Here is a 17944-nt window from a genome sequence, read left to right on the forward strand (position 1 = left end):
TCGGGGAACGTGTCGTCGAACTGCGGCGATTCGCCTGGAAGCGGCTAGTCCCGGGCGGCGTCGGCGTTGTCGGCCGGGTCGCCCGGAGACTTGCAGCAATGTTCGAGCCACAAGGCGGCGGCGACCAGTGCCAGCGCGCTGAGCGCGGCCACGCCGGTACCCGGGATGAAGCTGCCGGCGACCTGCTCGGCGCGCCGAGGCCAGAGGTAGACCAGGATGCCGATCCACCAGCCGGCCATCAGCGCCCCGACCCAGGCCGAGGCCTTGGCGATCACCACGCTGCGCGCCACGGCCAGCGGGTGCAGCCGGCCCGCACCGACGCCGATCTCACCGTTGCGGATCCTGGTCCGCACCGACACCGCCCAGGCCGTCTCGACGGCGGCGACCGCAAGCAGCGACAGCCCGGTCCACAGCGTGATCGGCGGGAAGTGGCGGTAGAGGACCCGCATCAGCAGCCAGGTCAGGATTGCGACGCCGATGACCGCGGCCGCGAGGTCGCGCCGTCGAGTGATTCCCATCAGGAACCGAGCCGCAATACCAGGCCGGTCAGGCGTACCCCGTCGCGATCGACCGCGTCGACTTCGGCCAATAGCCCGTCGACCCGGCGGCGCTGGCCGGCGACGGTCAGCTCGGCCTCAGGGTCGACGGCCAGCCACGGGATCATCACGAACGCCCGCAGGTGCGCCAGCGGGTGCGGCAGCGTGAGGCCTTCGTCGCGGGAGAAGACCTCGATGTCGCCCTCGGCGGTCGTGTCGTAACAGCAGACCAGGTCGACGTCGAGCGTGCGCGGTCCCCATTTCTGGCCACGGACCCGCTCGTTGGCCGCCTCCAGGGTCTGCGCCCGACGCAGCCAGCCCTGCCCGTCGAGTCCGGGATCCTCGGCGACCACGATGGCGTTGAGGAAGGCGCCCTGCTCGACGCCGCCCCAGGCATCGGTCTCGTAGACCGGGGACAACGCGCGCACCGAGTCGCCGAGTCCGTCCACGGCGGCCTGCAACCGCGCCATCCGGTCGCCGAGATTGGATCCGATCGAAAGCACCACCCGGGTCATGTCACGGCTCCGGCGGGAACGATCTGACCGCGTCCGCCCCGGCGGGACCGGCGCGCGACGACGGCGACGTCGGTGAAGGACAACGGGATCGGGGCGCTTGGTTTGTGCACCACCACCTCCACGGCATGGACGCGCTCATCGGTCATGACGTCCTCGGCGATCTCGGCGGCGACGGTCTCGATCAGATTGCGCGCCGGACCGGCGACGACAGTGGCCGCCCGTTGGGCCAGCACCCCGTAGTCGTAGGTGTCGGCGAGATCGTCGCTGGCGGCGGCCGCGGCGAGGTCGATCCATACGGTGACGTCGACGACGAAGTCCTGCCCGTCGCGACGCTCGTGGTCGAAGACGCCATGGTTGCCACGAACGGTCAGCCCGCGCAACTCGATGCGATCAGCCATGTCCACCTTCCTGCCACGCCCCGACGACTTTGAGCGCATCCGCGCTCGCGCGCACGTCGTGCACCCGCACGCCCCACGCACCCTGCCCGGCGGCCAGTGCGGAGATCACCGCGGTGGCGGTCTCACGCCCGTCCGGGGGCCGGTCGGTCCCGTCGGCCTCAGCCAGAAGCGAGCCCAGGAAGCGCTTCCGCGACGCCCCGACCAGTACCGGGATGCCGGTGGCCACGAATTCGCCCAGTGCGTTCAACAGCGCCCAGTTGTGCTGCGCGGTCTTGGCGAAACCCAGGCCCGGGTCGATGATCAGCGCGTCGTGATCGACACCGGCCGCGACCGCGGCATCGACACAGGCCAGCAGTTCGTCGCGCACGTCGACCACCACATCGCGGTACTGCGGCACTTCGTGCGGGTGTTCGGCGCGCACCGACCGCCAGTGCATCAGCACCCACGGCACCTTGGCTTCGGCGAGCAGCGGGGCCATGCCCGAGTCGGCCTGACCGCCCGAGACGTCGTTGACGATACGGGCCCCGCTGTGCAGCGCCGCCTCGGCCACCGCGGCGTGCATGGTGTCAATGCTGACCGTGATGCCTTGCGCAGCAAGCTCTTTGACAACCGGGATCACCCGCGCGACCTCGACGGCCGCGTCCACCCGCACGGCACCGGGGCGGGTCGACTCACCACCGACATCGATGATGTCCGCGCCCTGCGCGACGAGCTTCAGGCCGTGTTCGACCGCGCGCGCCGGATCGAGGTAACGGCCGCCGTCAGAAAAGGAATCGTCGGTGACGTTGACGACCCCCATCACCCGGGTGCGCGGTCGGAGTGGTTGCGTCATTTACGCAAGATGAGTTCCAGCGCCTCGGCTCGCGATGCCTTGTCGGTCTTGAACTGTCCGCGCACCGCCGACGTGGTGGTGGTGGCGCCCGGCTTGCGCACGCCGCGCATCGCCATGCACAGGTGTTCGGCCTCGATCACCACGATGACCCCGCGCGGCTTGAGCTTGCGCATCACCGCGTCGGCAACCTGCGTGGTCAGCCGCTCCTGGACCTGTGGCCGCTTGGCGTACAGGTCGACTACCCGGGCCAGCTTCGACAACCCGGTAACCCGGCCGTCTTCGCCTGGGATGTAACCGACATGGGCCACCCCGTGGAACGACACCAGGTGGTGTTCGCATGTCGAGTACATCGGGATGTTCTTGACCAGGACCAGCTCGTCGTGCTGCTCGTCGAAGGTGGTCTCGAGCACCGCGTCGGGGTCGGTGTAGAGCCCGGCGAACATCTCCCGGAAGGCACGGGCGACGCGGGCCGGGGTGTCCAGCAGGCCGTGCCGGTCCGGATCCTCCCCGACCGCCAGCAGCAGTTCGCGGACCGCCGCCTCGGCTCGCGGCTGATCGAACTCCGGGGTGTCGAACGTGATCGAAGTAGGCTGCGCCATCGAAGCTTCCGTTCGTCTATCAGCCGTTGCCGGGGGGATTGGCCCGGCCGGCGTCGTCACCCTGATCGTCTGCGGGACCGGCCTTTGGGCCGGTGTGACTGGGTGAAGGATACGGCTGGTAGGGCGGGTACGGCTGGCCCTGCTGGGGAGCCGGCGGACCCCAGCCCTGCTGCGGCGGGTACCAGTACCCACCCTGCTGCGGGTTCTGCGGTGGTCCCTGCGGCGGCCAGCCGGGCGCGTGCCAGCCGGCCGGCGCCCCGTAATCGGGCTGGTTGGCACCGGGCTGGGCCGCGTGGGCACCGGTGTGCGAACCGTTGCCGTTGCCGCTGCCCGGCTGCTGGCCCTGCGCCGCCGCTGACGCTTGGGCGATCGCCTTCTTGAAGGCCGGCTCGGGCATCGGTTTGGGCCACGGCTCGCCGCGCTCGATGGCCAGCTCGCCCGGGGTCTTGATCGGGGGCTTGTCCGAGGGGATACGGCCGCCGAAGTCGTCGAACACCGTCAACCGCGGCCGCTTCTTCACCCCACCGAAGATCGCTTCCAACTCCTTGCGGTGCAGCGTTTCCTTCTCCAGCAGCTCACCGGCGAGGATGTCGAGCACGTCGCGGTACTCGGTGAGAATCGTCCAGGCCTCGGTGTGCGCCGCCTCGATGAGCTTGCGGACCTCGTCATCGATGTCGCGGGCGACCTCGTGGCTGTAGTCGGACTGGGTGCCCATGGTGCGGCCCAGGAACGGGTCGCCGTGCTCGGTGCCGTACTTGACGGCGCCGAGCTTGGAGCTCATGCCGTATTCGGTGACCATCGCCCGGGCGATCTTGGTGGCCTGGTCGATGTCGGAGACCGCGCCGGTAGTGGGCTCGCGGAACACCAGTTCCTCGGCGGCGCGCCCGCCCATGGCGAACACCAGCCGGGAGATCATCTCCGAGCGGGTCATCAGACCCTTGTCGTCCTCGGGCACCGAGACGGCATGGCCGCCGGTACGTCCGCGCGCCAGGATCGTGACCTTGTAAATCGGCTCGATGTCGGGCATCGCCCACGCCGCCAGCGTGTGACCGCCTTCGTGGTAGGCGGTGATCTTCTTCTCCAGCTCGCTGATGACGCGGCCCTTGCGGCGCGGGCCGCCGATCACCCGGTCGACGGCCTCTTCCATGGCTGCACCGGTAATGACGGTGCCGTTCTCGCGGGCGGTGAGCAGCGCGGCCTCGTTGATGACGTTGGCCAGGTCGGCACCGGACATGCCGACGGTGCGCTTGGCCAGACCGTCGAGATCGGCGTCGGGGGCCATCGGCTTGCCCGCCGAGTGCACCCGCAGCACGGCCTTGCGGCCGGCCAGGTCGGGGCTGGTGACCGGGATCTGGCGGTCGAAGCGGCCGGGGCGCAGCAGCGCCGGATCGAGGATGTCGGGCCGGTTGGTGGCCGCGATGAGAATGACACCCTGCCGTTCGCCGAAGCCGTCCATCTCGACGAGCAACTGGTTGAGCGTCTGCTCGCGTTCGTCGTGGCCGCCGCCCAGGCCGGCACCGCGCTGGCGGCCGACAGCGTCGATCTCGTCGACGAAGATGATGCAGGGGCTGTTCTGCTTGGCCTGCTCGAACAGGTCACGCACCCGGGAGGCACCGACGCCGACGAACATCTCGACGAAGTCCGAACCGGAGATGGTGAAGAACGGGACCCCGGCCTCGCCGGCCACGGCGCGGGCCAGCAGCGTCTTGCCGGTGCCGGGCGGCCCGTAGAGCAGCACGCCCTTGGGAATCTTGGCGCCCAGCGCCTGGTAACGCGACGGGTTCTGCAGGAAGTCCTTGATCTCGTAGAGCTCTTCGACCGCCTCGTCGACGCCGGCTACGTCGGCGAAAGTCGTCTTGGGCATGTCCTTGGAGAGCTGTTTGGCCTTCGACTTGCCGAAGCCGAAGCCCATCCGGCCACCGGTCTGCATGCGGGAAAACAGCACGAACAGGCCGACGAGCAGCAGCAGCGGAAGCATGTAGACCAGCAGCGAGCCCAGGATGCTGCCCTGGTTGACGGTGGTGTTGGTCTTGACCTTCTTGGCCGTCAGCGCGTTGAACAGGTCGACGGCGTACCCGGTGGGGTACTTGGCGATGACCTTGTTGGAGTCCTCGGTGTCGCTGTTGCCGTTCTTGAGCTCCAGACGGACCTGCTGTTCGCGGTCGTCGATCTGCGCACTGTTGACGTTGTCACCATTGATCTGCGCCATCGCCACCGAGGTGTCGACGGGTTTGAAGCCTCGGGTGTCGTCACTGAAGTAGAAGAACGACCAGCCGAGCAGCAGCACCACGGCAACGACCGTCAGTGTGCGGATCACGTTTTTCCGGTTCATCAAGCATCGGCCTTTGCGGCCCGGTCCTTCCGATATGCGCAGCTGGGATAGTTCAGGCTACCGCTAGACCAACGTCGGCAAGTGCCCCCAGGGTTTCCGTCAGGGTTTGGTCGTTGTTCGCCAGAAGCCGAACCACCCTTTAACGCGGGGCTCGGGCTGTGCTTGGCTGGCAGGGTGATCGCTTCGACCGAACGGTTCGTTGAGGTCAACGGCGTGCGGTTGCGGGTGCTCGAAGCCGGTGAGCGCGGCGCCCCGGTGGTGGTGCTGGCCCACGGCTTTCCCGAGCTGGCCTACTCGTGGCGGCATCAGATTCCCGTTCTCGCCCAGGCCGGCTACCACGTCCTGGCGCCCGATCAGCGCGGCTACGGCGGCTCGTCGCGCCCGGCGGCGGTCGAGGCCTACGACATCCACCTGCTCACGGCCGATCTGGTCGGCCTGCTCGACGACATCGGGGTCGGGCAAGCCGTGTTCGTCGGGCATGACTGGGGCGCGATGGTGGTCTGGCACACTGCGCTGCTGCACCCGGACCGGGTCCGCGCTGTCGCGGGCCTGTCCGTCCCGCCCATCCCGCGTGCGCGCTCGCGCCCTACCACGCGGTGGCGGGAAAAGTTCGGCGAGGACTTCTACATGTTGCGCTTCCAGGAACTCGGCGTCGCCGACGCCGAGATGAGCGCTGACGTCACGGCGACGATGCGCGAGATGTTCACCGGACTGACCGGGCCGGACGCGCCGCCGGACTGGATCAGCACCGACGAGTTCGACCACTATGTGCGCGAATTCAGCAGGACGGGATTCACCGGCGCGCTGAACTGGTATCGCAACTACGACCGCAACTGGGCGACGACGCCGCAGCTCGCCGAGGCGCGGATCCAAGTGCCCGCACTGTTCGTCGGTGGCACCGCCGACCCGATCGGGTCGACGATGAATCCGGCCCGCGCCCATGAGGTGGTCGCCGGCCCGTACACCGAGGCGTGGATCGAAGGCGCCGGACACTGGGTGCAACAGGAGCGTCCCGACGAGGTGAACCGGATTCTGTTGGAATTCCTGGGCACGGTGGAGGCGACATGACGGGGCGGCCGTTGAACACGCCTACACGATGGGCATCGACCCGGTCGACCAGCGCCGGCCCCGAGGGCCGAGTGGACCGGCATACCGACTGATTCACCCTGCGCGACGCCCAACTGCACATCCGCCCCGACCGCATCTGCGACCTACTGGAGCGGGCCGGCAAGGCGATCCTCAAAGCCATCGGCGAGCGCACCGACCAGAGCCGAAGCTAAAGAACGTCGGTGGCCGTGCCACCGTGGGTGCACAGGGCAAGCACATACTCGAGCTGGTCGAGCCCGACCAGGATGGTCCGCGCCAGCGCGCCCTCGACGCGACAGAGGACCGTCCAGAGGTGACAAGGGTCCACCGGCAATGATCCGGCGGCCCGCGCCTGTTCGGACGCGGCGATAAGCCCCGCCTTGGCGTGCGGGCTGAAGGTCAGGTGGATGTGTCGGGGCGCGGCCCGTTGCCGGGCGCCGGTGGCCTGTTCGAATTGTTCGCGGACTGTGGCGGCGCTGATGTCGCGATCCCGGAGGGCTGCCACGACCCAGTGCGAGGTGTCGGTCATCAGTCCCATCAGCAGGTGAGCGGTGCCAATGACGTCGCTGCCATAGCAATAGGCCTCGTCGTGGGCGCGCGACACCACAGCCCGGCTCTCTGCCCCCAAATCAGCCAGGGCCTGCGCGACCCGTTTCGGGTTCAGGTCTTCACCGGGTAACGACATGTCAGCAACCACAGTGACGCACTTTACAATATATTTGTATGGTAGCTGGTTTATGGCTGAATTGGGTTCGCCGCTGACGGGACCGATATCGGGAGCGGCGCGCTAGTCGGCGAACTGACCGAAGCGCAGCAGCATGTTCACCGAATCCTGCCACCGCGCCAGCTGTGCCGGGGCACAGAATGATTCGGGCAGGTAGCGGTCGATATGGCGGCGCAGGATGACGACACCGAACACCAATACCGTCGGATTGAGCGCCGCCCAGACCAGATCCAGATCCGGCCGCGTGACACCCTTGTCCGCCATCTGCCGCCAGTGCGCACCGACGATCGCCATCGTCGCATCAAAAAATGCTACGCCGGACGCGGTGCCATTAGCCAGCAAACGAGCGAGGTAGTCGACCACGGTGCGTTGCTCGGCCAGCAGGCCGGTAACCCGGCGGCCCAGTTCCAGCACGGCCTCCGTCGGTTCCTCAGACAGGGGCTGCGCCATCGCGGCCCTGATGAGCTCCATCGCGTGCGCGTCCACGGCCGCCACCAGACCATCCTTGGAACCGAAGTGGTACTGCACCAGGCCAACCGAGACGTCCGCCGTGTCGGCGATGGCCTGCAGGGTCGCCTCGGTAAGACCGCGCTGGGCGAATACCTTGAGCGCGGCATCGATGATGCGGTCGGGTTTGGACCGGGCGGGGCGCCTCCCCGACATCACTGGACTCCTTTCGCCTGCCGTGCCGACAGCGACGGCCGCCGAGGAGGTTACGCGGTAGCCGCGAGATGGCCGGTGAACTACCTGCCGCACGCTACGGTGTCAGCCATGCCGATTCCGGGACGTCGCCGTGTCGTTGTTGCGTTGGCCGCCGCGGGCGTGGCCGCCGCCTTGCTGTCCGGATGTGACTCGACCGCCGCTCCGGTGGGCGCCAATCCGCGCGAGGTGACCGTCGTCGGGGCGGGCGAGGTGCAGGGCGTGCCCGACACGTTGACCGCCGACGTCGGCATCGAGGCCGTCGCCGCGGATGTCACGACGGCGATGAACCAGACCAACGACCGGCAGAAGGCGGTGCTCAACGCCCTCAACGCCAGCGGAATCGACAGCAAGGACATCAGCACCACGCAAGTCAGCCTGCAGCCGCAGTACGCCGACAACTCTGCGATCAACGGCTATCGCGCCAGCAACTCGATCCAGATCAAGATCCGCAAGCTCGACACCGCCTCGCAGGTATTGGCCAATGTCATCAATGCCGGTGGCGACGCCACCCGGATCAACTCGGTGAGCTACTCGATCGAGGACGACTCCAAACTGGTCAGCGACGCGCGGGCGCGGGCGTTCAACGACGCCAAGCAGCGTGCCGCGCAGTACGCCGAGCTGTCCGGATTGTCGCTGGGCAAGGTGATCTCGATTTCGGAGGCGCCCGGCGGTACACCTCCCCCGCAGCCGGTCCCGATGCAGACGCCGCGCGGAGCGATGGCCAGCGAGGTCCCGCTGCAGCCGGGTCAGCAGACCGTCAGCTTCTCGGTGACGGCGGTCTGGGAGCTGACCTAGCCGCTGCGACGACGGTTCAGTGCTGGTAGACCTTGGGATCCAAAGTGCCGATGAACGGCAGGTCGCGGTAGCGCTCCGCGTAGTCCAAGCCGTAGCCCACGACGAATTCGTTGGGGATGTCGAAACCCACGTAGGCGATCTCGACGTCGGCGCGCACGGCGTCGGGTTTGCGCAGCAGCGTGCACACCCGCAGGGAGCGAGGATGGCGCGTCGCCAGGTTGCGCAGCAGCCAGGACAGTGTCAGGCCGGAGTCGACGATGTCCTCGACGATGAGCACGTCGCGGTCGTGGATGTCGCGATCGAGGTCCTTGAGGATGCGGACCACACCGGAGGACGACGTGGAGGAGCCATAGGAGCTGACCGCCATGAACTCGAGCTGGGTCGGCACCGGAAGGGCGCGGGCCAGATCGGTGACGAACATGACCGCGCCCTTGAGGACGGTCACCAGCAGCAGGTCCTGACCGCCGAGCGAGTCGCCGTAATCCCTGGCCACCAGCGCCGCCAGTTCCGCGGTGCGAGCCTGAATCTGGTCTTCGGACAACAGGACCGATTTGATGTCCCCGGGGTACAGCTCGTGCGCCGACACGAGCACACTGTGCCACGAGCCGGGCTCAACGACCAATCACACGGGCTGGGTGTACGTCATCAACCTGCCGGCACGGCGTGCAGCGAACAGCCGCTGCTGCCGCAGCCGAGAGCCGACCGCCACCCCGCCCTGCCCCCGCCAGCCGGTGACAAGTTCGTCCACGGCGCGCAGTTGCTTGTCGGTGAGGTTCACCGCTCCGCCCCGCAGCAACCAGCCCCGGATCACCCGCCGGCGCACCGCGGCGGGCAATCCGGCCAGCGCGGCCACCGCCAGCGTCTCGGCGTCGTCGGGGTCCAGTTGGCGTTCGGCCAGCAGGTCCAGGGCGTCGGTATCCTCGCGCAGCGCTGCGGCGGTGCGGGCCAACGCCTCGGCGACACCGCCACCGAGGACGTCCTCCAGCAGCGGTAGCACCTCGGTACGCAGCCGGACCCGGGTGAACCGGGCGTCCCGATTGTGCGGGTCGTCCCAGGGCACCAGACCCAGTTCGACGCAGGCCTGATGTGTCTCGCTGCGGCGCTGCCCGAGCAGCGGACGGAACCATGGCGGGTCGCCGGCCCGCATCCCGGCGATCGAGCGCGGCCCGGACCCGCGGCCCAGCCCGAGCAGTACCGTCTCGGCCTGGTCGTCGAGGGTGTGGCCGAGCAGCACCGGCGCCTCGCCGCGCGCGGCGCCCAGCGCGGCGTACCGCGCGGTGCGGGCGGCGGCTTCGGGACCGCCCTCGGATCCCACCTGCACGCACAGCACCCGGGCCGCCACGCAGCCAAGCTGTTCGGCCTGGTGGCGGGCGGTCTCGGCCACCGCGGCGGAGCCTGGCTGCAGACCGTGGTCGACGATCAGGGCGGTAGTGGGCAACGTGGCCGCGGCCGCCGCGGTGAGGGCCAGCGAGTCCGGCCCACCGGACAACGCCACACACCAGGCGGTGGCGTCGGGCAGCCAGTCGGTGGCGAAACCGGCCAGCACCGCCCGCAGGCGGGCTACAGCACCCGGTCGATCCACCGCTGCGGATCTTCGATCTCGTCGGGCAACGGCAGCGTCTGCGCGCTGGACCACACCGCGTTGAACCGGTCCATGCCGACGCGGTCCACTACGTGGTCGACGAACGCCTTGCCACGGGTGTACTGACTGAGCTTGGCGTCCACGCCGAGCAGCGCTCGCAGCAACCGCTGCAGCGGTGGTTGTCGGCGCTGGCGCCGCTCGTCGAACCGGCGGCGAATCGTCTGCACCGAGGGCACGATGGCCGGGCCAACGGCGTCCATCACGTGGTCGGCGTGGCCTTCGAGCAGGGTGCCCAGCACCAGCAGCTGATCCAGTGCTGCGCGTTGCGGTTCGGACTGCACCGCCCGCATGAACCCGAGGATGCCGGCCTCGTTCGGATCACCGTCCCCGCCGCGGCGGCGCTTCCTGACGTAATCGGCCAGCCGCGACACCGCCTGTCCCACGTCATCACCCGCGTCGGAGGTCAGCGCCCCGAGCGCCTGCGACATGTGTTGGGAAAGCCAAGGATTCGCAGTGAACTGCACCCGATGGGTGGTCTCGTGCAGGCATACCCACAACCGGAAATCGGCGGGTGTCACCCGCAACTGCCGTTCGACGGCGATGACGTTCGGATAGACCAGCAGCAGATGGCCGCCGGCCCCGTCGGCGCCGGCGAAGGGGTCGTACTGGCCGAGGATGCCCGAGGAGACAAACGCCAAGACCGCGCCCGTCTGGGCGCCGGTGACCCGCCCGGTGATCGGGTTGCTCGCGGTCTCGGTACCGCCGGTCATCACCCGCATCGACTCCGCGGCGGCCCGGACCCAGCCCTGCCGGTCGACGATGCGCGCGTCGGGCACGGGTGCGTCGCCGCCCATCCGGGTGACCTCCCGCACCGGCCCCTCCGCGGCGCGAGAGGCGGACGCCAGCTCGTCGATCGCCTGGCGACGGGTGTAGTCGGTGGTCGGCGGTCCCGGCCGGGTCAGCCAGGCGCCGACGTTGCCGGCGAACGCCCAGTCGACGGCGTGCCCGACGGTCAGTTGCGAGGAGTCGCTCACGCACCACATCCGCAGGTGCGCAGGGTGCCGGCGAGCGTGTCGAGGGCGACGCGGCCCATCGGGCCCGCGTCGTTGGAGATGAACGCGAACGTCAGTACACGGCCGCTGGCATCGGTGACGACGCCGGCCAGGGAGTTGATCGCGGTCAGCGACCCGGTCTTGGCGCGCAGCCAGCCCGCTGACGACGTCGTGGCGTCGCCGGCGAGGAACCGGTCGGACAACGTGCCGCTGCCGCCGGCGATGGGCAGCAGGTCCAGCAGCGGGCGCATGGCCGGCTGGTCGGGTCCGGCCGCCGCACCGACCACCTCGTCGAGCGTCGTGGCGGTCAACCGGTCCAGCACCGAGAGCCCGCTGGAGTCGAACAGGGTCGCGCCGGTCATGTCGATGCCGGCACCGGCCAGTTTGGCGCTGATCGCGTCGACCGCGCCGACGAAACTCTGTGGCCGACCGGCGGCCCTGGCCACTTCCCGGGCGATCGACTCGGCCATGACGTTGTCCGAAGCATTCATCATCTGTCGCAGGCGCTCGATCAGTGGGGCGGACTGCACCGCCGCCAGCTGCCGCCCGGTCGGCGGGACGGCGGCGAACGTGACGGTGGCAGGGTCGACCCCCAGTGCGGTCGCCAGTGCCCGGCCCGCGTCCAGCGCGGGGGTGGTGGACCGCGCCGAGTCGACGGTCGTCGGCTGGGTGCGACCTGCGTCGAGCATCACCGACTGGATCGGCGCGATATCGCCGCCGTCGATGTCGGCCGGGTCCCAGCCCGGCGCGAAATCCGGCCCGCTGAACAGCGAGCCGTCCACCTGGACCGCTGTCACGGTGATTCCGCTCTTGCGGACCTGATCGGCCAGGTCGCTGATTCGGGCCGCTCCCCGATACCAGGTGTCCTGGCCCGGAGGGGCCGCCGACAGGATCGGGTCACCGCCGCCGACGAGCACGACGACACCGGGCTGGCGGGTCTGGTCGGCCGCGACGACGGTGGTGGTGACACGCTCGTCTCGGTCGAGGGTGAGCAGCGCGGCCCCGGTGGTCAGCGTCTTGTTGGTGGAAGCGGGCAGCATCGGCATACCGGAGCGCTGCTGCCACAGCTGCTCACCGGTTGCCGCATCGGTGACCCGGCCGGTGACGTTGCCGAGGTTGGGGTCGGCGACCGGACCGGCCAGCGCCGCGGCAAGACCGGCCGCCGTGGGCACCGGCGCTGAAGCCGATACGGGCACCACGGCGGGGTCGGCGGTGGCCGGCGGCCGCGGGGCCGGTCCCCGCGCCGTTTTCGTGTCCCCGCCGCTGGTCAGCAACGCTGCCGCCGCGACCACCAAGGCGACCAGCGCGATCACCGCCACGGCCAGCACCACATGGGTGGAACGCCGCCACCGGGTGGGCCTCATGGATCTCCTGCCTGCTTCCGCGCATCGTTGCAACTGCGTTCTCACCATTGTTGCCCAAGCACAACCACCCTGACGCGCAGGCTGTGGCTGACGTTAGTGTTAGGCGCCGTCGCCGAAGGGCGACCACAACCAGCGGAATAGGAGTCGCGCGGTGGAGTTCGACGTCACCATCGAGATCCCCAAGGGCCAGCGCAACAAGTACGAGGTCGACCACGAAACCGGCCGGGTACGGCTGGATCGCTACCTCTACACCCCGATGGCCTACCCGGCCGACTACGGCTTCATCGAGGACACCCTCGGCGAGGACGGCGATCCGCTGGACGCGCTGGTGCTACTTCCGCAGTCGGTGTTCCCCGGTGTAATCGTCGAGGCCCGCCCGGTGGGCATGTTCAAGATGGTCGACGAGGCCGGCGGTGACGACAAGGTGCTCTGCGTCCCGGCGGGCGACCCGCGCTGGGATCACATCACCGACATCGGCGACGTGTCGAGCTTCGAGCTCGAGTCGATCAGGCACTTCTTCGTGCACTACAAGGACCTCGAGCCGGGCAAGTACGTCAAGGCCGCGGACTTCGTCGGGCGGGCCGAGGCTGAGGCCGAGGTGGAGCGTTCGCGAGAGCGGTTCGCCGCCGGCGAGCACTGAGAGCGCCCGGCTCGGCCCGCTGCAGGGCCCTGGTGAGGGTCCGGGTGAGGATCCGGGTGCGGATTTAGCCTGCCCGTAACATCCGGTAACCCAGTTGTGCTCTGGGTTTCCGATGATGACGGGGTGTTGATGCACCAGGGCATCGGTCTGCAGGCTTTCAACGAGCTGCCGGATCGCAAGGCTGTGCATGCGCTCTACGAGTGCTGCAACAGTGTGACGCTGGCCCGCGATCTCGCGCGCGGTCGCCCGTACGCCGACCACAACGCTCTGTTCCGGCGCGCCGATGCGCTGTTGTTCTCGCTGTCGGAGACCTCTATCGACGACATCCTGCAGGCCTACCCCCACGTTGGCAGCCGTCCGCGCAGCACCCGGTCGCAGGCCGAGCAGTGCTCGGTGTGGGACGAGGCCCCCGAGGTGATGGCGGAGCTGAACGCGGCGGTCCAGGAGTACACCGACCGCTTCGGCTTCGACTTCGTCATGCACGTCGGTGGTCTGCCGCCCGGGGCGTGCGCGAAGTCGGTCATCGCCGCGGTCCAGGACCGGATGCACCACGACCCGGAAACCGAGCGCAAAGTGGTCCGCAACGAGCTGGCCAGGATCAACCGCAGCCGCCTCGAGCGCATGCTCGGCCCCGAGGGCGGCTACGACAACTGGGCCTGACAACTGGGCCAGACAACCGGGCCAGACAACCGGGCCAGACAACCGGGCCGAGCCGAACCAGGCGCGGGCACCTAGGCTCGTAACGTGATCGGCCCGACTCAGAACGCACCAAAGGCCCAGCCCCACTTCCTCTCGCTGCCGGATCTGGCGGCCCGTCCCGCGGGCGGGGCTGTGGTGTGGGCGAACGACGACCTGTTTGCCGAGCGGGAGAACCTGATCAATCCGAAGCCGGCGGAGTTCCGCCCGGCCACCTTCGGACACAAGGGCCAGATCTACGACGGGTGGGAGACCCGCCGCCGACGCGGTGTCGGCCCCGACGACTGCGACCAGGCGATCGTCCGGCTGGCGACGCCGGCGATCGTGCGCGGTGTGGTGGTGGACACCGCGTGGTTCACCGGCAACTATCCCCCGCAGATCTCGGTGGAAGCGACCTTCGCCGAGGGCTACCCGGGCGCCGAGGACCTGGTGCGCGACACCGACTGGACCACCATCGTCGAGCGCAGCAACATCAACGGTGATACCCGAAACCCGTTCCCGGTCAAGTCTTCTCGGCGTTGGACCCACGTGCGGCTGTCGATCTACCCGGACGGCGGCGTGGCCAGGCTGCGGGTGCACGGTGAAGGTCTGCTCAACCCGCGCTTCACCGAGGGGATCCCGCTGGACCTCGCGGCGCTGGAGAACGGTGCGCGAGTCAGCGCGTGTTCGAACATGTTCTACAGCTCGCCCAACAACCTGCTGCTGCCCGGGACCGCCCGCACCATGGGCGAGGGGTGGGAGACCTCCCGACGCCGCGACGACGGCAACGACTGGGTGCAGGTCCTGCTCGCCGGTGAAGGCGTGCTGACCGCGGCCGAGTTGGACACCTCGTACTTCGTCGGAAACGCCCCTGGCGCAGCGCGACTGTTGGGCCGCGCGGACTCTGGTGACTGGTTCGAACTGCTGCCCCTCACGACATTGCAGCCCGACACCCGGCATCGCTTCATGCTCGGTGACCAGCGGCCGGTAACCGAGGCACGCCTGGACATCCACCCCGACGGCGGCATGGCCCGGCTGCGGCTTCCCGGCCGGCTGACCGACGACGGACTGCGGGCGGTCCGGCAGAGGTGGCAGGACAGCGCCTAATGTCGATAAGCGTGGCCCTTCCGATGGATCCCCAAGTCCAAAGCCTCCTGCAGCCGTTGCTCGCGACCGCCGCCGCGCTCGAGCCACCCGCGGTCGGCGACGTCGCGACCCGCCGCGAGCGTGCGGTGCCCTTCTTCCGCGTGCTGGCCGACAACCGTCCGGTGGTCGGCGGCGTCGAGCGACACCGCCACACGCTGACCACGGCCGACGGGGCCGAGCTGGATCTGGCCTGGTATGTCCCGTCGTCGGGAGTGCCCGGCAGCGCGGTGCTCTACCTGCACGGCGGCGGCATGATCTACAGCATGGCCGAGACCGCACCGGCCTACGACGTGGGCCTGCGCAGCTACGTCGCCGCCTCCGGCGTGCCCATGCTGACCGTGGATTACCGTGTGGCGCCGGAATATCCGCATCCCACCCCGGTCGAGGACTGCTACGCCGCCCTGGTGTGGCTGGCTGAGAACGCCGAGCAGCTCGGCGTCGACCCCGCCCGGTTGGCGGTCGCCGGTGACAGCGCGGGCGGCGGGCTGGCCGCCGGGGTGAGCCTGCTCGCCCGTGATCGCGGCGGGCCTGCGCTGGCACTGCAATTGCTGATCTACCCGATGCTCGACGACCGCACCACCACGCCCGATCCGCAGTTGGCACCGGAAACCCTGACCTGGACCTACGAGGACAACCTCACCGGCTGGGGCGCGCTGCTCGGCGATCAGGCCGGCGGTGCCGACGTGCCGGTCTACGCCGCGCCGGCACGGGCCCAGGACCTGGCCGGACTGCCACCGACCTACCTCGACATCGGTGATCTCGACATCTTCCGCGACGAGGACATCGCTTATGCGACAAGGCTTTCGGCAGCCGGTGTGCCGACCGATCTGCATGTGCACCCGGGCTGCCCGCATGCGTTCGAGGCGCTGGCTCCCACCGCGGATGTCTCGGTCCGGGTGATGGCCGACCGGGTGCGCCGGCTGCGCTCGCTGTAACGGTGGCCTCGCTGTGCACTTCGGGTGGCTGATCTTCCCGCTCAGCGGCCAGATCGAGACTTGAGCAGGTCCTCGCTAGCCTGCGGCCCAGCTCTTGGCCCGATCCAGGTCGTCGAGCCCGAACACCGCGGCCTCACCCGGCACCAGCCACGACAGCGCGTGCAGCGTGTGGGCGATCCACTCCTTGTCGGTGACGATGGCGATCCGCTTGAACGCCGCGTGATGCGGATAAACGGTGCCGAAACCCATCTTGAGATCCTCGGTCAACCCGCCGGGGCCGAACCCCGCATAGTCGGAGTCGATGACCTCGACGATCCGGATGTCCCGACCGGAGGCAAGCAGCTCGTCGAAGGTCGGTCGCAGCCGGCGCAATTCGTCGCCACCGAGCCGTCCCGACACCCGGAACCCTGTCACACCCGCCGGCATGTCCTCGAGTAGTTCGATCATCGAACTCGCCTCCCTGGTCCGCTCACCAGAGTAGGACGCGGCGGCTCGACAGTCAGTTGGTCTGGTCGATGTATCCGGCCGGGAGCTCCGACGGGGCCACGGAGATCACCGTCTCGTCGCCGATCCCGGGGCAGTCGAAATAGGTGATGTAGGCGAACTCGGCCATGAAGAGGATCGGGTACGTCGGTCCGGCGTCGCGATACGCCCGCATCTGATCGAGGTGGTCGTTCTGGTACAGCACGGTCTTGGCGAAGTCCAGCTCGACCCAGTGCGGGAAGAACACGGTGCCGTGGATCCGCCGCTTCCCGGGCATCACGTTGAGCGCGACCGAGGTGCCGGTGGGTTCGGTCCAGGACACCTTGTAGATGTCGTCGTCGAGTTGCACGAGATCGATCGCCTGGTCCTTGACCCAGCGGCCGGCCAGCGGACCGGTATGGATCCGGTAGTCGGCGGTCTGGGCGTCCTTGATGTAGAACTCGTAGACCACCCCCGTCTCGTAGCGGTACATGAAGCGGTGGCCGACCAAACCGCTGAGATCCTGATCGGGCGTGGGGGCGAATGCGTTCGTCGTCATGCCAATAGTTTTTCTACAAAACTAGTTTTGTGTCAAACCTTTCTGGAAGTGATGATCGTCTCGTGACCGCCGATGTCGTCCGACTGCTCCGCCTTCTGGGTCCGCTGCGCCGGGCACAACTGCACGCGACCCGCGCGGCGGGCGACCTGCCGGACATCCCGGAGGCCCATGTCGAGGTCCTGCGCTTGCTTGCCGCCGAGGGGCCGTTGACGTCAGGAGCACTTGCCCTGCGGCTGTACATGGCTCGCTCCACCATCAGCAACCTGGTGAAAACGATGGTGGCGCAAGGACTCCTGGAAACCACGCCCGTTCCGGACGACTTAAGATCGGTGTCGATCGGCGTGTCGGCCTTCGCCTTGCAGCAGTTGCAGCGCTACGACGAAACCGGCGTCGACGTCCTGGCCGCCGTGCTGCGACAACTCGACCCCGACGAACGCGCAGCGCTGACCGCGGCGACACCGGTCCTGGAGAAGGTGACCGCATTGCTGGCCAGCGCCGCCGAGGCGACCGGGCGGTAGCCGCGCTACGCCGCGGTGTCTGTAGCCGCGCTACGCCGCGGGGATCCGCAGCCGGTCCTGGATGCGGCTCAGCGTCGCCTGGGCGCGGGGCCCGAGTTCGCCGGCTGTGCCGGCTGGGATGAGGGTGACCCCGTCGGCGACACCGGCGACGTACAGGTCGGCGACCAGCCCGGCCAACCCGTCGACTGTGCCGGCGTAACGCACGGTCGCATCGGTGTGGTCGACATCGTCGGAGTCAGCGGAGATCGCTGCCAGCGCCGTGCGGGCGTCGTCGGCCACCGAGACCGAGACGTCGAGGATCACCGGGACGTCGGCGGGCAACCGGCGGCGGCGCCGACGCGCCTCCTGCAGATCCGGGGCACGCAGCCGCACCACCGGATGGCCGCCGCCGGTCAGCTCCGTCCAGCCACCCCCGGTGTCGGCGACGAACACGCGCAACGCCTGGCTGGTGGGTGCATCTGTCTGCGGCATGTACGCCACGTTAGGGGCACC

At 68.9% G+C, this 17944-nt stretch carries 22 protein-coding genes; 7 read left to right on the forward strand and 15 right to left on the reverse strand.

Annotated elements, in window-relative coordinates; genetic code table 11:
• Window positions 1-44 precede the first annotated feature (44 nt).
• From ACXDF8_RS09310 to ftsH, 6 genes are read right to left on the reverse strand one after another with little or no spacing between them, the layout of a single operon-like run.
• Window positions 45-518: a DUF3180 domain-containing protein gene (locus ACXDF8_RS09310; RefSeq protein WP_457222959.1), complete on the reverse strand. Its 474-nt coding sequence runs from the start codon at window positions 516-518 to the stop codon at window positions 45-47.
• The gene (folK, locus tag ACXDF8_RS09315) at window positions 518-1051 is read right to left on the reverse strand and encodes a 2-amino-4-hydroxy-6-hydroxymethyldihydropteridine diphosphokinase (protein ID WP_457222960.1); all 534 of its coding nucleotides are present in this window, start codon (window positions 1049-1051) and stop codon (window positions 518-520) included. The genes ACXDF8_RS09310 and folK overlap by 1 nt, the downstream gene beginning before the upstream one ends.
• Window positions 1048-1449 carry a dihydroneopterin aldolase gene (gene folB / locus ACXDF8_RS09320; RefSeq protein ID WP_457222961.1) on the reverse strand — a complete coding sequence of 134 codons (402 nt, stop codon included), beginning with the start codon at window positions 1447-1449 and terminating at the stop codon, window positions 1048-1050. Before folB ends, folK begins: the two co-directional genes overlap by 4 nt.
• A complete protein-coding gene (gene folP, locus ACXDF8_RS09325; protein ID WP_457222962.1) occupies window positions 1442-2281 on the reverse strand; it encodes a dihydropteroate synthase in 840 nt (279 codons plus the stop codon). The genes folB and folP overlap by 8 nt, the downstream gene beginning before the upstream one ends.
• A complete protein-coding gene (folE, locus tag ACXDF8_RS09330; RefSeq protein ID WP_457222963.1) occupies window positions 2278-2880 on the reverse strand; it encodes a GTP cyclohydrolase I FolE in 603 nt (200 codons plus the stop codon). The genes folP and folE overlap by 4 nt, the downstream gene beginning before the upstream one ends.
• A gap of 19 nt (window positions 2881-2899) precedes the next feature.
• Window positions 2900-5212 (reverse strand): ATP-dependent zinc metalloprotease FtsH, encoded by a 2313-nt coding sequence (gene ftsH, locus ACXDF8_RS09335; RefSeq protein ID WP_457222964.1) that lies wholly within the window; start codon window positions 5210-5212, stop codon window positions 2900-2902.
• 174 nt (window positions 5213-5386) lie between these two features.
• Between ftsH and ACXDF8_RS09340 the strand changes: the two genes are divergently transcribed.
• Window positions 5387-6280 (forward strand): alpha/beta fold hydrolase, encoded by an 894-nt coding sequence (locus tag ACXDF8_RS09340; RefSeq protein ID WP_457222965.1) that lies wholly within the window; start codon window positions 5387-5389, stop codon window positions 6278-6280.
• A 208-nt stretch (window positions 6281-6488) separates the two neighbouring features.
• Here ACXDF8_RS09340 and ACXDF8_RS09345 read toward each other — a convergent pair whose 3' ends face one another.
• Window positions 6489-6995 (reverse strand): Clp protease N-terminal domain-containing protein, encoded by a 507-nt coding sequence (locus ACXDF8_RS09345; RefSeq protein WP_457222966.1) that lies wholly within the window; start codon window positions 6993-6995, stop codon window positions 6489-6491.
• Between the two features lie 90 nt (window positions 6996-7085).
• Entirely contained in the window at window positions 7086-7685 is a 600-nt protein-coding gene (locus tag ACXDF8_RS09350) for a TetR/AcrR family transcriptional regulator (protein WP_457222967.1), read from the reverse strand.
• Between the two features lie 108 nt (window positions 7686-7793).
• On the opposite strand from ACXDF8_RS09350, the gene ACXDF8_RS09355 reads away from it, so the two are divergent.
• Window positions 7794-8519 (forward strand): SIMPL domain-containing protein, encoded by a 726-nt coding sequence (locus ACXDF8_RS09355; protein ID WP_457222968.1) that lies wholly within the window; start codon window positions 7794-7796, stop codon window positions 8517-8519.
• Window positions 8520-8535: 16 nt separating this feature from the next.
• Here ACXDF8_RS09355 and hpt read toward each other — a convergent pair whose 3' ends face one another.
• From hpt to dacB, 4 genes are read right to left on the reverse strand one after another with little or no spacing between them, the layout of a single operon-like run.
• Window positions 8536-9105, reverse strand: coding sequence for a hypoxanthine phosphoribosyltransferase (gene hpt / locus ACXDF8_RS09360; RefSeq protein ID WP_457222969.1), 570 nt, complete (start codon window positions 9103-9105; stop codon window positions 8536-8538).
• Between the two features lie 36 nt (window positions 9106-9141).
• On the reverse strand, window positions 9142-10101 hold the full coding sequence (gene tilS / locus ACXDF8_RS09365) for a tRNA lysidine(34) synthetase TilS (RefSeq protein ID WP_457222970.1): 960 nt from the start codon (window positions 10099-10101) through the stop codon (window positions 9142-9144).
• On the reverse strand, window positions 10080-11144 hold the full coding sequence (locus ACXDF8_RS09370) for an Rv3626c family coenzyme F420 biosynthesis-associated protein (RefSeq protein ID WP_457222971.1): 1065 nt from the start codon (window positions 11142-11144) through the stop codon (window positions 10080-10082). Before ACXDF8_RS09370 ends, tilS begins: the two co-directional genes overlap by 22 nt.
• Complete coding sequence (gene dacB, locus ACXDF8_RS09375) at window positions 11132-12517, reverse strand: D-alanyl-D-alanine carboxypeptidase/D-alanyl-D-alanine endopeptidase (protein WP_457222972.1); 1386 nt, start codon at window positions 12515-12517, stop codon at window positions 11132-11134. The genes ACXDF8_RS09370 and dacB overlap by 13 nt, the downstream gene beginning before the upstream one ends.
• Before the next feature lie 151 nt (window positions 12518-12668).
• On the opposite strand from dacB, the gene ACXDF8_RS09380 reads away from it, so the two are divergent.
• From ACXDF8_RS09380 to ACXDF8_RS09395, 4 genes are all read left to right on the forward strand, one after another.
• A complete protein-coding gene (locus tag ACXDF8_RS09380) occupies window positions 12669-13157 on the forward strand; it encodes an inorganic diphosphatase (RefSeq protein ID WP_457222973.1) in 489 nt (162 codons plus the stop codon).
• Window positions 13158-13280: 123 nt separating this feature from the next.
• On the forward strand, window positions 13281-13817 hold the full coding sequence (locus tag ACXDF8_RS09385) for a 2-oxo-4-hydroxy-4-carboxy-5-ureidoimidazoline decarboxylase (RefSeq protein ID WP_457223058.1): 537 nt from the start codon (window positions 13281-13283) through the stop codon (window positions 13815-13817).
• Window positions 13818-13904: 87 nt separating this feature from the next.
• Complete coding sequence (gene alc / locus ACXDF8_RS09390; RefSeq protein ID WP_457223059.1) at window positions 13905-14939, forward strand: allantoicase; 1035 nt, start codon at window positions 13905-13907, stop codon at window positions 14937-14939.
• An 11-nt stretch (window positions 14940-14950) separates the two neighbouring features.
• Window positions 14951-15913 (forward strand): alpha/beta hydrolase, encoded by a 963-nt coding sequence (locus ACXDF8_RS09395; protein WP_457222974.1) that lies wholly within the window; start codon window positions 14951-14953, stop codon window positions 15911-15913.
• Window positions 15914-15988: 75 nt separating this feature from the next.
• On the opposite strand, the gene ACXDF8_RS09400 is transcribed toward ACXDF8_RS09395, so the two are convergent.
• Together ACXDF8_RS09400 and ACXDF8_RS09405 are read right to left on the reverse strand one after the other, a co-directional pair.
• A complete protein-coding gene (locus ACXDF8_RS09400) occupies window positions 15989-16360 on the reverse strand; it encodes a SpoIIAA family protein (protein ID WP_457222975.1) in 372 nt (123 codons plus the stop codon).
• A gap of 52 nt (window positions 16361-16412) precedes the next feature.
• On the reverse strand, window positions 16413-16934 hold the full coding sequence (locus ACXDF8_RS09405) for a phenolic acid decarboxylase (RefSeq protein WP_457222976.1): 522 nt from the start codon (window positions 16932-16934) through the stop codon (window positions 16413-16415).
• Window positions 16935-16996: 62 nt separating this feature from the next.
• On the opposite strand from ACXDF8_RS09405, the gene ACXDF8_RS09410 reads away from it, so the two are divergent.
• Window positions 16997-17452, forward strand: coding sequence for a MarR family winged helix-turn-helix transcriptional regulator (locus ACXDF8_RS09410; protein WP_457222977.1), 456 nt, complete (start codon window positions 16997-16999; stop codon window positions 17450-17452).
• Between the two features lie 30 nt (window positions 17453-17482).
• On the opposite strand, the gene ACXDF8_RS09415 is transcribed toward ACXDF8_RS09410, so the two are convergent.
• Window positions 17483-17923: a hypothetical protein gene (locus ACXDF8_RS09415; protein ID WP_457222978.1), complete on the reverse strand. Its 441-nt coding sequence runs from the start codon at window positions 17921-17923 to the stop codon at window positions 17483-17485.
• Window positions 17924-17944: the final 21 nt, after the last annotated feature.

Source organism: Mycolicibacterium sp. CBM1, assembly GCF_054073305.1.